Origin of the sequence: Sphaerisporangium aureirubrum (assembly GCF_042658925.1) — a bacterium.
Classification (GTDB): Bacteria; Actinomycetota; Actinomycetes; order Streptosporangiales; family Streptosporangiaceae; genus Sphaerisporangium; species Sphaerisporangium aureirubrum.
Window position 1 is genome coordinate 1 of the sequence record NZ_JBHSRF010000055.1, and the last position, 16,734, is coordinate 16,734.

Sequence of the window (16,734 nt, forward strand, 5' to 3'; positions counted from 1 at the left end):
GCCATCTCCTCCTTCGGCATAAGCGGCACCAACGCCCACATAATCCTCGAACAAGGCCCCACCCCCACCCCCCTCCCAGCCACCCCGAACACCCCCACCACCCCGACCACCGAAGCCACGCCGAACACCGAAGCCACGCCGAACACCCCCACCACGCCGGGGAACTTTGCGACGCCGGAGAACTCCGCCACGGCGGGCCCCGGAACCACCCCCCACCCCCCACTCGGACGCGAAGCAGCCGACGCCGAAGGCGAGGGTGCGACCGCCATACCCGTGGACGGGCCGGTGGGGATGCCGTGGCTGTTGTCGGCCAAGGGGGCGGAGGCGCTGGTCGCGCAGGCTGAGCGGCTTGCTGAGTTCGTGGACGGGCGGACGGGGCTGGGGGCGGGGGACATCGCGTATGCCCTGGCTACGACGCGGACCAAGTTCGAGCACCGTGCGGTGCTGGTTGTGGACGGTGGGGGGCGGGAGCGGTATCGGCGGGCGGTGGCCGACCTGATCGACGGGGTGCCTAACGGTGACATCGTCAGTGGGGTCGCCGGGGTGCCGGGCAAGGTCGCGATGATGTTCACGGGGCAGGGGAGTCAGCGGGCGGGAATGGGGCGGGAGCTCTACCGGCGGTTCGAGGTCTTCGCGACCGCGCTGGACGAGGTCTGCGCGCAGCTGGACGGACATCTCGGACGGTCGTTGAAGACCGTCATGTTCGCCGAGCCGGAGACCGACGAGGCGCGGCTACTGGACACGACCCAGTTCACCCAGCCCGCCCTCTTCGCGCTTCAGGTGGCCCTGTACCGGCTGGCCGAGTCGTTCGGCATCCGGCCCGACCACCTCATCGGCCACTCCATCGGCGAACTCACCGCAGCACACCTGGCAGGAATCCTCACCCTCCAGGACGCCTGCACCCTGGTCGCCGCCCGCGCCCGACTCATGCAAAGCGCCACCCCAGGCGGCGCCATGGCCGCCCTACAAGCCACCGAAACCGACGTCCTCCCCCTCCTCACCGACGGCGTCTCCGTAGCGGCCGTCAACGGCCCGGCCTCCCTGGTCATCTCCGGCGACAGGGACGCCGTGACGAGCATCGCCGACCACTGGCGCACGACAGGACGCAACGCCACCCTGCTCAGGGTCAGCCACGCCTTCCACTCCCCCCACATGGACCCGATCCTCGACGAGTTCCAGGCCACAGCGGAAACCCTCACCTACTCCACCCCGCACACCCCGGTCATCTCCAACCTCACCGGCGAACCGGCAGGCGAGGAGATCACCACCCCCGCCTACTGGACCAGGCACATCCGCGAAACCGTCCGCTTCACCGACGGCATCACCACCCTGGCGAGCCTGGGCACCACCGTCTACCTGGAGCTCGGCCCGGACTCCACCCTCACCACCTTCACCACCCAGACCGTGGAGACCCAGGTCCACGCCGTCCCGGCCCTGCGCCCGAAGCGTCCGGAGACCCACACCCTGCTCACCGCCCTGGCCACCCTCCACACCATCGGCGTCCCCGTCGACTGGACCCCGCTGCTGACCGCCCCGGCCCAAAGGGTGGCCCTGCCCACCTACCCGTTCCAGCAGCACCGCTTCTGGCTGGAAGCCCCGGCCAACAGCGGCAACGCGGCCGAACTGGGCCTGGTCGCGGCGGACCACCCGTTCCTCGGCGCCGGGGTGCAGATGGCGGGCGACGACTCCTGGGTGTTCACCAGCAGAATCGGCCTCACCACCCACCCCTGGCTGGCCGACCACGCCATCGGCGACACCGTCCTCGTCCCGGCGACCGCGTTCATCGACCTGGCCATCGCCACCGGCGACCACGCCGGCTGCACGGCCGTCGAGGAGCTCATCGTCTACGCCCCGCTGGTCCTGGACCCCGCCACCCCGGTCACCCTCCAGCTCACCCTCGCCGCCCCGGACGACCAGGATCGGCGCACGCTGAGCATCCACTCCCGGCCGAACACCACCGCCACCTGGACCCAGCACGCCACCGCCACCCTCACCTCCGCCCTCATCACCGTCCCGAGCCCCGACCCGTCCGACCGGCCCCCCGCGGACGCCGTCCCCGTGGACGTGACCGGGGCCTACCCGACGCTGGCCCGCCACGGCTACCACTACGGCACGGCCTTCCAGGGGTTACAGGCGATGTGGCGGCACGGCGACGACATCTACGCCGACATCCACCTCCCGTCCCTCGACTCCCCGGACTCCACGGGCGCGGCCGGCGGCACCGGCCACCCCATCCACCCGGCCCTGCTGGACGCCGCCCTGCACCCCATCGCCGTGCACATGCTGGAAACGCGGGATCGCGAGGACGGCAGGCTCCTGCCGTTCTCCTTCACCGGCATCCACCTGTACGCCACCGGCGCCACCCACCTGCGCGCCCACCTGACGCCGACCGGCGACACCACCTACCGCCTGGCCCTGACCGACCCCACCGGCGCCCCCGTGGCCACCGTCGACACCATCACCCTGCGCGCCGCCTCCACCACCGGCGCCACCTCGGGTGAACCGCTGTACCGGGTGAACTGGACCCCACTCCCCCTCCCCACCCCGCCCACCCCGGCCGAGTCCTGGGCCATCATCGGCACCCCTCTCCCGGCCACCGGCATCCAGGCCGACCACTACCCCGACCTGGCCGCCCTCCAGAACGCCTTGACCACCGGCACCCCGGCCCCGCCCGTCGTCATCACCACGACCTTCACCACCCACGACGACCACCCCGACATCGCCCAGGCCGCACGCCAAGCCGTGCACCAGGGCGTCGAACTCCTCCAGCGATGGCTGGCCGACGACCGCCTCACCGACACCCGCCTGATCATCACCACCACCGGCGCCGCCCCCGTCGAAACCGGCCAGGACATCGACCTGGTCAACGCCCCCATCTGGGGCCTCATCCGCAGCGCCCAGAACGAGAACCCCGACCGCATCACCCTGCTGGACCTCCCGCCGCACACCACAGGCCCCCTCATCGCCAACCAGGCCGCCATCACCCAGGACGCCGATACCCCCGCCGAGGCAGACCTGTCCGTGATCGGCGCGCTGATCGAGGCCGACGAGCCCCAGGCCGCCATCCGCGACGGACGCGTCCTGGTCCCCCGCCTCACCGCCGTCCAGGCAACAGGCGACGCACTGGTGGTCCCGCAGCAGGGCTGCTGGCGCCTGGAGGTCACCGCCCCCGGCACCATCGACGGCCTGACGGTCATCGAGCACGAGGCCGACACCCGCCCGCTGCGCCCCGGCGAAGTCCGCCTCGACGTCCGCGCCGCCGGCATCAACTTCCGCGACCTCCTCATGACCCTCGACCTCTATCCAGGCGACGTCGTGATCGGCAGCGAGGCCGCGGGCATCGTCACCGAGATCGGCCCAGGCGTGACGAGGCACCGGGTAGGCGACAAGGTCATGGGCCTGGTCTCGCACGCCACCGCCCCGGTGGCCGTGACCGAAGAGCACATGGTGGTCCCCATGCCGGCCGGCTGGACCTACAGCCAGGCCGCCGCCACCCCCATCGCCTTCGCCACCGCCTACTACTCCCTGGTCGACCTCGCAGGCACCCAGCCAGGAGACAACGTCCTCATCCACGCCGCAGCCGGAGCCGTGGGCCAAGCAGCAACCCAACTCGCACACCACCTCGGCGCCGAGGTCTACGCCACCGCCCACCCCGCCAAATGGCCCACCCTCACCACCAACGGCATCCCGGCAGAACGCCAGGCCAACTCCCGCACCACCGAGTTCGAACAGCGCTTCGGCGCCGTCCGGATGAACACGATCGTGAACTCCCTCACCGGCGAAGCCATCGACGCCTCCCTCCGCCTGCTCAGGAACGGCGGGAACTTCGTCGAGATGGGCAAGATCGACATCCGCCCGGGCATCCCGGAAGAGCACCCCGGCATCGCCTACCGGCCCTTCGACCTGACGGACGCCGGCCCCGAACGCCTCAACCAGATCCTCACCCACCTCACCGAACTCTTCGACCAGGGCCACCTGCGAGCCCTGCCCACCACCACCTGGCCCGTCACCCACACCCGCCAGGCCCTGCGCCACCTGCAGACCGGCCAGCACACCGGCAAGAACGTCGTCACCATCCCGAGCAGGGACACCACCGCGCTCATCACCGGCGGCACCGGCACCCTGGGCACCCTCCTGGCCGAGCACCTGGTCACGCGGCACGGCGTACGCCACCTGCTGCTCACCAGCCGCCAGGGCCCGGACGCCCCGGGCGCGGCGGACACCCGGCAACGGCTCACCGAGCTCGGCGCCGAGGTCACCGTTGCCGCCTGCGACATCGCCGACCCCGAAGCACTCGCCGCGCTGCTGGCGTCCATCCCGCCCGAGCACCCCCTCACCACCGTGGTGCACGCGGCAGGCGTCCTGGCCGACGCCACCGTCGAGAACCTCACCTCCGAGCAGATCGACACCGTCCTGCTCCCGAAGATCGCCGCCGCCTTCAACCTGCACACCCAGACCCGCCACCTCAACCTCGACGACTTCGTGCTGTTCTCCTCCATCACCGCCACCATCGGCACCCCCGGCCAGGGCAACTACGCCGCCGCCAACACCTTCCTCGACGCCCTGGCGCACCACCGCCACACCCACCACCAGGTCGCCACCAGCCTCGGCTGGAGCCTGTGGGAGCAGAGCAGCGCCCTCACCGGCAACCTCACCGGCACCGACCACACCCGCATGGCCCGCGGCGGCCTGCGTCCCCTCAGCACCCGGCAGGCCCTCGCCCACTACACCAGCGGCACCACCCACACGCACCCCCACCTGATCCCCGCCACCATCACCCCGGTGACCCCCGTCCCGCCGATCCTGCGCGACCTGGCTCCGGCGGGCCCGTCCCGGCGGGCGGCGGCGGCCGGGACCGGCGGCGGAGGCGGCTGGACCGACCGCATGGCGGCGCTGCCGGCGGACGAGCGCCGGCGGGCCGTCGAGGATCTGGTCCGCACCATCGTGACCACGGTCCTCGGGCACACCACCCCGGGCGCGGTGGACCCGGCGCGGGCGTTCAAGGACATCGGCTTCGACTCCCTCACCGGCATCGAGCTGCGCAACCACGTCAACGCCGCCACCGGCCTGCGCCTGCCCACCACGGTCGTGTTCGACCACCCGACCCCGGCCGCGCTGGCGGCGTACCTGCTCACCCGGGTCCCCGGCACCGCCACCGCCTCGGCCGCGGTGACCCGGACCGCGACGGCCACGGACGAGCCGATCGCGATCGTGTCCATGGCCTGCCGGTTCCCCGGCGGGGTGCGCAGCCCCGAGGACCTGTGGCGGCTGGTCGACACCGGCACCGACGCCATCGACGAGTTCCCCGGCAACCGCGGCTGGGACCTGCGAGGACTGTACGACCCCGACCCCGATCGTCCGGGCACCACGTACGCGCGTACCGGCGGCTTCCTGCACGACGCGGCCGACTTCGACCCCGCGTTCTTCGGCATCTCCCCCCGCGAAGCCCTCGCCATGGACCCCCAGCAACGCCTCCTCCTGCTCACCGCATGGGAGACCCTGGAGCGCGCGGGCATCGACCCGGCCTCGCTGCACGGCAGCAACACCGGCGTCTTCGCGGGCCTCATCTACACCGACTACGCCAGCCGCCTGCCCACCCTGCCCCCCGGCCTGGAGGGCTACATCGGCACCGGCAACACCGCGAGCGTCGCCACCGGCCGCCTGGCGTTCACGTTCGGCTTCCACGGCCCCGCCGTCACCGTGGACACCGCCTGCTCGTCCTCCCTGGTGGCCGTGCACCTGGCCGCCCAGGCGCTCCGGGGCGGCGAGTGCGACCTGGCGATGGCGGGCGGCGTCACCGTCATGGCCTCCCCCAACACGTTCATCGAGTTCAGCCGCCAGCGCGGCCTGGCCCCCGACGGCCGCTGCAAATCCTTCGCCGCCGGCGCCGACGGCACCGCCTGGGGCGAAGGCGCCGGCCTCATCCTCCTGGAACGCCTCAGCGACGCCCAACGCAACGGCCACCGGATCCTCGCCGTGATCCGCGGCTCCGCCGTCAACCAGGACGGCGCCAGCAACGGCCTCACCGCCCCCAACGGCCCCTCCCAGGAACGCGTCATCCAGCAGGCCCTGGCCGGCGCGGGCCTCACCCCGGCCGACGTGGACGCCGTGGAGGCTCACGGCACCGGCACCACCCTGGGCGACCCCATCGAGGCGCAGGCGCTGCTCGCCACCTACGGCCAGGACCGCCCCGCCGGCCACCCGCTGTACCTCGGCTCCATCAAGTCGAACATCGGCCACACCCAGGCCGCCGCGGGCGTCGCGGGCATCATCAAGATGGTCCAGGCGATGCGCCACGACCGCCTCCCGCGGAGCCTGCACATCGACGCCCCGTCCCCGCACGTCGACTGGACCACCGGCTCCATCGCCCTGCTGGACACCCCGCGCCCCTGGACGCCGAACGACCACCCGCGCCGCGCCGCCGTCTCCTCCTTCGGCATCAGCGGCACCAACGCTCACCTCATCCTGGAGGAGTCCCCGGTCCCGGCCGAGGTCGCGCCGGACGACGACGAGACGCCGGCCGTCGTGCCGTGGGTGCTGTCCGCGAAGACCCCGGAGGCCCTGCGGGCGCAGGCCGGGCAGCTGGCGGACCTCGCCGGGACCGCCACCGTGGCGCGGATCGGCCACGCCCTGGTCACCACCCGCGCCACCTTCGACCACCGCGCCGTCGTCCTCGGCAGCACCCGGGACGAGCTGGCCGAGACCCTGCGTGCGCTCGCGGAGGGCGCCGACACCCCGGGAGCCGTCGCCGGTCACACCGCCAGGCCCGGCAAGACGGTGTTCGTCTTCCCCGGCCAGGGCTCCCAGTGGCCCGGCATGGCCCGCGAGCTGATGGACGACTCCGAGGTCTTCCGGCAGCACATCGAGGCCTGCGCCGAGGCACTGAGCCCGCACACCGGCTGGTCGCTCGTGGACGTCCTGCGCGGCGGCGCGCCGTCCCTGAGCCGGGTCGACGTCGTCCAGCCCGCCCTGTGGGCGATCATGGTGTCGCTGGCGGCGGTCTGGCGCTCCCACGGCGTGCACCCGGACGCGGTCGTCGGTCACTCCCAGGGCGAGATCGCCGCCGCGTACGTGGCGGGCGCGCTGACCCTGGAGGACGCCGCCGCCGTCGTCGCCCGCCGCAGCCAGGCCCTCGCCACCCTGTCGGGGACCGGCGGGATGGCCTCCGTCCTGCTGCCCGCCGCCCAGGTGCGCGACCGCCTGCGAAGCTGGGGCGGCGACCTGCACATCGCCGCGACCAACGGCCCCGCCACCACCATCGTCGCCGGGGACCGGAACACCCTGGACGAGTTCCGGCTGCTGTGCGAGGCCGAGGGCGTGCACGCGCGCGCCGTGGACGTCGACTACGCCTCGCACACCCCGCACATCGAGGCCCTGCGGGACGAGCTCACGGGCCTGCTCGCCGGGGTCACGCCCCGGGCGTCCGAGATCGCGTTCTACTCGACCGTCACCGGTGACCGCCTGGACACCACGGCCCTGGACGCCGCGTACTGGTACACCAACCTGCGTCAGCCGGTCCGCTTCGAGGAGGCGACCCGGGCCCTGGTCCAGGCCGGTCACGGGCTGTTCGTCGAGAACAGCGCGCACCCCGTGCTGACCGGCGCCGTGCAGGAGACCCTGGAGTCGCTCGGCGACGCGCGGGGCACGGCCCTCGGGACGCTGCGCCGCGACGACGGCGGGCGGCGCAGGATGCTCACCTCGCTGGCCCAGGCGTACATCGGCGGCGCCCCGGTGGACTGGGCGGCCATGTACCCGCCGAACCCGGCCCCGGTGGATCTGCCTACCTACCCGTTCCAGCGGCACCGTTTCTGGCTGGAGGCGCCGGCGGGCGCCGGGAACGCGGCCGAGCTGGGCCTGGTCGCGGGCGGGCATCCGCTGCTCGGCACGGGTGTGCAGGTCGCCGAGGACGACTCGTGGGTGTTCACCGGACGGATCGGCCTGAACGGCCACCCGTGGCTGGCGGACCACGCCATCGGCGACACCGTGATCGTCCCGGCGGCCGCGCTGATCGACCTGGCCGTGGCCACCGGGGACCACGCGGGCTGCACCGCCGTCGAGGAGCTCATCGTCCACACCCCGCTGATCCTCGACCCCGGCGGCACGCTCACCCTCCAGCTCACCCTCGGCGCGCCCGGCGAGGACGGCGCGCGTCCGCTGAGCGTGCACTCGCGCCCGGACGGCACCGCCACCTGGACCCAGCACGCCACCGCCACGCTCTCCAGCGGCCCGCAGTCCCCGCCCGATCTCGATCCGAGCCCGTGGCCGCCGCCCGGCGCCGAGGCGCACGACCTCACCGACGCGTATTCGCTGCTGGCGGGGCACGGCTACAACTACGGCCCCACCTTCCAGGGCCTGCACGCGATGTGGCGGCACGGCGAGGACCTCTACGCCGACGTCCGCCTCCCCGACACCCCCGACCCGTCCGGCACCGGCGCCGACTCCGGTGCCCACCACGACCTGGCCGGCACCGGCACGGCCCACGCCATCCACCCGGCCCTGCTGGACGCCGCCCTGCACCCCCTCGCCGTGCACATGCTCGCGGCGCGCGGCGCCACCGGGCCGCGGCTCCTGCCGTTCTCCTTCACCGGCATCCGCCTGTACGCCACCGGCGCCACCCACCTGCGCGCCCACCTCGCACCGACCGGCGACACCACCTACCGCCTGACCCTCACCGACCCCGCCGGCGCCCCCGTGGCCACCGTCGACACCATCACCCTGCGCGCCGCCACCGCGGCCCCCACCACCTCCGGCGAGCCGCTCCACCGGATCGGCTGGACCCCCCTCCCCCTGCCCGCCGCCCCGGCCCCGGACCGCCGATGGGCCGTCCTCGGCCCGCCCCTGCCCACGGCGGGCATCCAGGCCGACCACTACCCCGACCTGGCCTCCCTCCAGAACGCCCTGGCCACCGGCACCCCGGCCCCGCCCGTCGTCATCACCACCGCCTTCACCACCCACGACGACCACCCCGACACCGCCCAGGCCGCACGCCAAGCCGTACACCAGGGAGTCGACCTCCTCCAGCGATGGCTGGCCGACGACCGCCTCACCGACACCCGCCTGATCATCACCACCACCGGCGCCGCCCCCGTCGAAACCGGCCAGGACATCGACCTGGTCAACGCCCCCATCTGGGGCCTCATCCGCAGCGCCCAGAACGAGAACCCCGACCGTTTCCTCCTCCTGGACCTCCCGCACACCCCCCTGGTGAACGGCACGGCCCCCGCCGGCACGGATCTCTCGGTGATCGGCGCGCTGATCGAGGCCGACGAGCCCCAGGCGGCCGTCCGCGACGGACGCGTCCTGGTCCCCCGCCTCACCGCCACCCCGACGACCGGCGACGCACTGGTGGTCCCGCAGGAAGGCTGCTGGCGCCTGGAGGTCACCGCCCCCGGCACCATCGACGGCCTGACCGTCATCGACCACGACACCCGGCCGCTGCGACCCGGCGAGGTCCGGCTGGACGTCCGCGCCGCCGGAATCAACTTCCGCGACCTGCTCATGACCCTCGACCTCTACCCCGGCCCCACCGTCATCGGCAGCGAAGCAGCAGGCATCATCACCGAAATCGGCCCCGGCGTCACCACCCACCAGGTCGGCGACAAGGTCATGGGCCTGGTCCCCCACTCCACCGCCCCCACCGCCGTAACCGAAGCCCTCCTCGTCGTCCCCATGCCGGACGGCTGGAGCTTCACCGAGGCCGCGGCCGTCCCCGTCGCGTTCGCCACCGCGTACTACTCCCTCGTGGACCTGGCGAGCACCCGCCCCGGGGACAACGTCCTGATCCACGCCGCAGCCGGTGGCGTCGGCCAGGCCGCCACCCAGCTGGCGCGGCACCTCGGCGCCGAGGTCTACGCCACGGCCCACCCCGCCAAGTGGCCCACCCTCACCGCCAACGGCATCCCGGCGGAACGCCAGGCCAACTCCCGCACCACCGAGTTCGAGCAGCGCTTCGGCGCCGTCCGGATGAACACGATCGTGAACTCCCTCACCGGCGAGGCCATCGACGCCTCCCTGCGCCTCCTCCGGAGCGGCGGCCACTTCGTCGAGATGGGCAAGATCGACATCCGGCCGGGCATCCCACGGGAGTACCCCGGCATCGCCTACCAGCCGTTCGACCTCACCGACGCCGGCCCCGAACGCCTCAACCAGATCCTCACCCACCTGAGCGAACTGTTCGACCAGGGCCACCTGCGAGCCCTGCCGCTCACCGTCTGGCCCGTCACCCACACCCGCCAGGCCCTGCGCCACCTCCAGACCGGCCGCCACACCGGCAAGATCGTCGTCACCGTCCCCACCGGGAACGGCACCACGCTGATCACCGGCGGCACCGGCACCCTCGGCGCCCTGCTCGCCAGGCACCTGGTCACCCGGCACGGCGTACGCCATCTGCTGCTCACCAGCCGCCAGGGCCCGGCCGCCCCCGGCGCCGCGGAGCTGCGCGACGAGCTCACCGCGCTCGGCGCCGAGGTCACCGTCACCGCCTGCGACGTCACCGACCCGGCCGCGGTGCGACGCCTGCTGGACGGCGTCCCGGCCGGCCACCCGCTCACCACCGTGGTGCACGCGACCGGCGTGCTGGCCGACGCCACCGTCGAGAACCTCACCCCCGAGCAGATCGACGCCGCCGTGCTCCCCAAGATCGTCGCCGCGTGGAACCTGCACACCCAGACCCGGCACCTCGACCTGGACGCCTTCATCCTGTTCTCGTCCATCACCGCGACCATCGGCTCCCCCGGCCAGGCCAACTACGCCGCCGCCAACTCCTTCCTCGACGCCCTCGCCCACCACCGCCACACCCACCACCAGGTCGCCACCAGCCTCGGCTGGAGCCTCTGGGAGCAGGCCAGCGGCCTCACCGGGAAGCTCACCGGCACCGACCACACCCGCCTGGCCCGGGGCGGCCTGCGTCCCCTCGGCACCCGGCAGGCCCTCGCCCACTACACCGACGCCACCACCCACACCCGGCCCCACCTGGTCCCCGCCACCATCGTCCCGTCGAGTCCCGCGCCGCCGATCCTGCGCGACCTCGCCCCCGCCACGACCAAGCGGCGCGCGGCGGGCGCCGTCCGGGACCGCTCGTGGCTGGACCGCATGGCCACCCTGCCCGCCGAGGAACGCGGGCGCGCGGCGGAGGAGCTGGTGCGCGGCGTCGCGGCCACCGTGCTCGGCCACGCCTCACCCGCGGGCATCGACCCCGGCCAGGCGTTCAAGGACATCGGCTTCGACTCCCTCACCGGCATCGAACTGCGCAACCGCATCAACACGATCACCGGGCTGCGCCTGCCGACCACGGTCGTGTTCGACCACCCCACCCCGTCGTCGCTGGCCGGGTACCTGGTGACCCGGCTGGCGCCGCAGGCGAGCAGCGCGCCGCCGCCCGTGCTGGACGACCTGGAGCGCCTGGAACGACGCCTCGCGGGTCTCGGCGAGCACGACGAGGTGCGCACGGCGGTCGACGCGCGGCTGCGCGGCCTGATGACCAGGTGGACCGACTCCCAGGGGGCGACCGAGCTCGCCGACACCGCGGCCCGCATCCAGGAGGCCTCGGTCGAGGAGATCTTGGCGTTCATCGACCACGACCTCGGCCGGGCGGCCGACCTGGCCCTGCGTGAAGGGTCATCGAGCGAAAGGAACCGATCCGCGTGACGGGCACCGAGCAACTGGTCGACTACCTGAAATGGGTGACGACCAACCTGCACGAGACACGCCGGCGCCTCGCCGAGGCCGAGTCGCGCGGGCACGAGCCGATCGCGGTCGTGGCGATGGCGTGCCGTTACCCCGGCGGGGTGCGTTCCCCCGAGGATCTGTGGGAACTGGTCGACTCCGGCACCGACGCGATCGGCGACTTCCCCGGTGACCGCGGCTGGGATCTGCAGGGGCTCTACGACCCCGACCCGGAACGGCCCGGCACCACCTACACCCGCACCGGCGGCTTCCTGCACGACGCGGCCGACTTCGACCCCGCGTTCTTCGGCATCTCCCCTCGCGAGGCCCTCGCCATGGACCCGCAGCAGCGGCTGCTGCTGGAGACCGCGTGGGAGGCGTTCGAGCGCGCCGGGATCGACCCCACGTCGCTGCACGGCAGCAACACCGGGGTCTTCGCCGGGCTGATCTACACCGACTACGCCACCCGGCTGACCACGATTCCCCCGGAGTTCGAGGGGTACATCAGCACCGGGAACGCGGCCAGCGTCGCCACCGGCCGCCTCGCGTACACGCTCGGGCTGCACGGGCCCGCGCTCACCGTGGACACCGCGTGCTCCTCGTCCCTGGTGGCGGTGCACCTGGCCGCGCAGGCGCTGCGGGGCGGCGAGTGCGATCTGGCGCTGGCGGGCGGCGTCACCGTCATGGCCACCCCGCACACCTTCGTGGAGTTCAGCCGCCAGCGCGGCCTGGCCCCCGACGGCCGCTGCAAGTCGTTCGCCGCGGCGGCCGACGGCACCGCGTGGGGCGAGGGCGCGGGCCTCCTGCTGCTGGAGCGGCTGTCCACCGCGCGGCGCAACGGCCACCCCGTGCTGGCCCTGGTCCGCGGCTCGGCCGTCAACCAGGACGGCGCCAGCAACGGCCTCACCGCCCCCAACGGTCCCGCCCAGGAGCGGGTGATCCGTCAGGCGCTGGCGAGCGCCGGCCTGACCCCCGCCGACGTCGACGCCGTCGAGGCCCACGGCACCGGCACCACCCTCGGCGACCCCATCGAGGCCAAGGCCCTGCTCGCGACGTACGGCCAGGACCGCCCCGCCGGCCACCCGCTCTACCTCGGCTCCGTCAAGTCCAACATCGGCCACACCCAGGCCGCCGCGGGCGTCGCCGGCATCATCAAGATGACCCAGGCCTTCCACCACGACCGCCTCCCCCGCACCCTGCACGTCGACCGCCCCACCCCCCACGTCGAGTGGTCCGACGGCTCCGTCGAACTCCTCACCGACGCCCGCCCCTGGACCCCGAACGACCACCCCCGCCGCGCCGCCATCTCGTCCTTCGGCATCAGCGGCACCAACGCCCACCTAATCCTGGAGGAACCCCCACCTGCCGAGCCACAGCCGACCGACGGCAGCACGACCGCCCCTGCCTCCACCCACACACTCGCCACCCCCGCACCGCCCCTCGGTGGCACCGCCACCCCCGCACCGGGCCCGGCCGCCGTCACCTCTGCCGTAGGGCGCGGCGGCGCCGTCCCTGCGGGCGGCGATGTCCTGCCGCTGCCGTGGCCCGTCACCGCCAAGAGCCGGGAAGCACTGGCGGCGCTGGCGGAGCGGCTCGCGGAGCACCTGGACCGGGACCCGGAGGCCCCGGTCGCGGGGATCGGGCACGCGCTGGCCACCACGAGGGCCGTCTTCGACCACCGCGCCGTGGTGCTCGCCGACGACCGTGAGCGATGCCTCGGCCGTCTGCGCACCCTCGCGCGCGGCACCCCGGCGGCCGACGTGATCACCGGCCGGGCCGACGACGGCAAGACGGCGTTCGCGTTCACCGGCCAGGGCAGCCAGCGCGCCGGCATGGGCGGGCAGCTGTACGGGACGCTCCCGGTGTTCACCGCCGCCTTCGACGAGACCTGCGACCACCTCGACCCGCACCTGCCGCACCCCCTGCGCGAGATCGTGTTCTCCGCCACCCCCGACACCGCGCGGCTGCTCGACCAGACCCGCTACGCGCAGCCCGCCCTGTTCGCCCTCCAGGTGGCCCTCTACCGCCAGGCCGAGGCGTTCGGCCTGCGCCCGGACTACCTGATCGGCCACTCCGTAGGCGAACTCACCGCCGCGCACCTGGCCGGCGTGCTATCCCTGCCGGACGCCTCCCTCCTGGTCACCACCCGTGCCCGCCTGATGCAGGAGGCCCCCGCGGGCGGCGCGATGATCGCCGTGCACGCCACCGAGGCCGAGGTCCGCGCCACCCTGACCGGCCACGAGGACGTCCTGTCCGTCGCCGCCACCAACAGCCCCGCCATCACCGTCATCTCCGGCGACCAGCAGACCGCCCTGGACGTCGCCCGAGGCTGGCGCGGCCAGGGCCGCAAAGCCAAACGCCTGCGTGTCAGCCACGCCTTCCACTCCCCCCACATGGACCCCGTCCTCGACGAGTTCCACCGCGTAGCCGCCGGCCTCACCTACGCCGCCCCCCGCATCCCGATCGTCTCCAACGTCACCGGCCGCACAGCCACCGCCGCCGACCTGTCCGACCCCACCTACTGGACCAAACACCTACGCGGCACCGTCCACTTCGCCGCCGGCATCACCCACCTCCGCGACCACCAGGTAACCCGCTACCTGGAACTGGGCCCCGACGCCACCCTCACCACCCTGATCCACCACTGCCTGTCCGACCCGCCGAGAGACCCCGAATCGGCCCAGGAGAACCGCGCCGCACCCGTCCAGGGGAACGACACCGCATCGAGCCATGGGAACGGCATCACTCCCGGCCAAGGGACCGGCGCCGTACCCGGCGAGCCCGGCTTCCGGGCCGTCGCGGCGCTCGGAGACGGCCGGTCCGAGGCACGGGCCCTGATGACCGCCCTGGCCACCCTGTACGTCACGGGCGCCCCGGTCGACTGGCGACCGATCTACGGCGACGCCCCCGCCGCGGCGGTGACGCTCCCCACGTACCCGTTCCAGCGGCGTCGCTACTGGCTGCGTCCCGCCGACGACGACACCGCGAGCCCCGAGGCCACCCCCGCCGAGTCCGGCTTCTGGGACGCCGTCGCGGGCGAGGACCCCCACACCGTCGCCGGGTTGCTGGAGCTGGACGGCACCGAACGCGCGTCCCTCGCCGCCCTGCTCCCCGCCCTGTCGGCATGGCACCGCCAGAAGGACTGGTGGTACCAACTCACCTGGAAGCCCGTCACCCCCGGCCCCTCCCGAGCCCTGTCCGGAACCTGGCTGGTCGTCACTCCTCCCGAGCCCCCCGCCGGCCTCGCCGCCGCGGCGGCCGCGGAGCTCACCGCTCGCGGCGCCGAGGTCGCCGAGGTCCACCTGTCCCCTATCGACACCGACGACCAGGTCGACGAACGCCTCAAGGAGGCTCTCACCGGCCGCCCCCTCGGCGGCGTCCTCTCCCTCCTCGCCCTGGTGCCACCCGCACCCCCCTCCGCCACGGACCCGTCCGAGGTGTCCGCCGCCGAGCCGCCGGGCGGCACGCTCACCGGGCTGGCCCTCACCGGGGCACTGCTGCGGGCGCTGGACGCCGCGGCCGTGGAGGCGCCGCTGTGGTTGCTCACCAGGGGCGCGGTGTCCACGGGTACGGCCGACGCCGGGGTGGACGCCGGCCAGGCGCGGCTTTGGGCCCTCGGCCAGCTGGTGGCCCTCGGACGGCCCCGTCACCACGGCGGGGTGGTCGACCTGCCGGAGACCTTCGACGACCGCGCACGACGGCGGCTCGGCGAGGCGCTCACCGCACTAAAGGGCGAGACCCACCTGGCGATCCGCGGCACCGGAACGTACGCCCTCCGCCTGACCCGCGCCCCGGGCCGCACCCCCCGCACCTGGGAACCCGGCGGCACGGCCCTCGTCACCGGCGCCGACACCCCCGTCGGCGCCCAGACCGCCCGCTGGCTCGCCGCCAACGGCACCCACAACCTGATCCTCGCCGGACCCATGACGACCGGCGTGAGCGGCACAGGCGACATGGGCGAGACGAGCGGCACGACCGACTCAAGGGACATACCCGACATGACACGCATGGAGGGGCTGGTGGCCGAGCTGGCCGCCATCGGCGCCGATCGGCACGGGGACGGCTTCCGTGTGCGGCACGCCGCGGTGGACCCCGGGGACCGGGACGCGCTCGCGGAGGTGATCACCGGGATCCCGGCGGAGCATCCGCTCACCGTGGTCGTGCACGCGGCCCCGTTGCGGGAAGGGGGGGAGCCGGGGATCCTGCCGTCCGCCGTCGAGGAGGATCTGCGGGCGGCCGTCGGGCCGGCGGTGGTGCTGGACGAGCTGACCAGGGATCTGCCGCTACCGGCGTTCGTGATGTTCTCACCGGTGTCGGGAGCGCTGGACTCACCGGTGACGGCGTCGCTGAACGCGCTGGCGGCACGGCGCCGGGCCACGGGGCTGGCGGGTGTTTCGGTGGCGTGGACCCGCCCTGACGCGGTCACCTCGGTACCGCACGGCCTGCGGGCGATCCCGCCCCGTCCGGCGATCGTCGGCGCGGCGCTCAACCGTCCGGAGACGGCCGTGGTCGTGGCCGACGTCGACTGGGCACTGTTCGCGCCGGTGCGCACGGCACTGGCGCGCGACCTCCCCGAGGCCCGGTCGTTCATCGACGACTACGGCCCCACGGCCACCGGCCCCGCCGGCGACGGCGCGGCGAAACTGCGCCGCCGTCTCACCGACGCCGCACCGTCCGAACGGAACGCCATCCTTCTCGACCTCGTGATGACCCAGGCCGCCGCCGCCCTAGGCCACGAGTCCCCCCAAACCATCGACCCGACCGCAGGCTTCTTCGACATAGGCTTCACCTCCCTGACCGCCCTCCACCTGAACAACCTCCTCCGCACCGCCACCGGCCTCCCCCTCCCCCTGAAAATCATCTTCGAACACCCCACCCCCACCACCCTCGTCCCCTACCTCCACACCGCCCTGAACCTCGGCGCTCCTCCCGACAAGCCCTCGACTGAACAACAGGCCGGCCCTTCGGTGAGGCGCTAGACGAAAAACATCATTTCCGGCAGGCCGCCCTATTGTGAGCGGCCCGTTATCGGAGCGCTGACGGCCTGGTCCACCCGCCACCAATTCTGGC

Annotated in this window: 3 protein-coding genes; 2 read left to right on the forward strand and 1 reads right to left on the reverse strand. The window is 73.6% G+C overall.

What is annotated here, in order from left to right:
• A partial coding sequence (locus tag ACFP1K_RS28245) for a hypothetical protein (RefSeq protein ID WP_380758837.1) occupies window positions 1–191 on the reverse strand: 191 nt, incomplete at its 3' end.
• Window positions 192–273: 82 nt separating this feature from the next.
• Here ACFP1K_RS28245 and ACFP1K_RS28250 point away from each other — a divergent pair.
• Window positions 274–11,646, forward strand: coding sequence for an SDR family NAD(P)-dependent oxidoreductase (locus tag ACFP1K_RS28250; protein WP_380758839.1), 11,373 nt, complete (start codon window positions 274–276; stop codon window positions 11,644–11,646).
• Entirely contained in the window at window positions 11,643–16,643 is a 5,001-nt protein-coding gene (locus tag ACFP1K_RS28255; RefSeq protein ID WP_380758841.1) for a type I polyketide synthase, read from the forward strand. Before ACFP1K_RS28250 ends, ACFP1K_RS28255 begins: the two co-directional genes overlap by 4 nt.
• The last annotated feature ends 91 nt before the right edge of the window (window positions 16,644–16,734 follow it).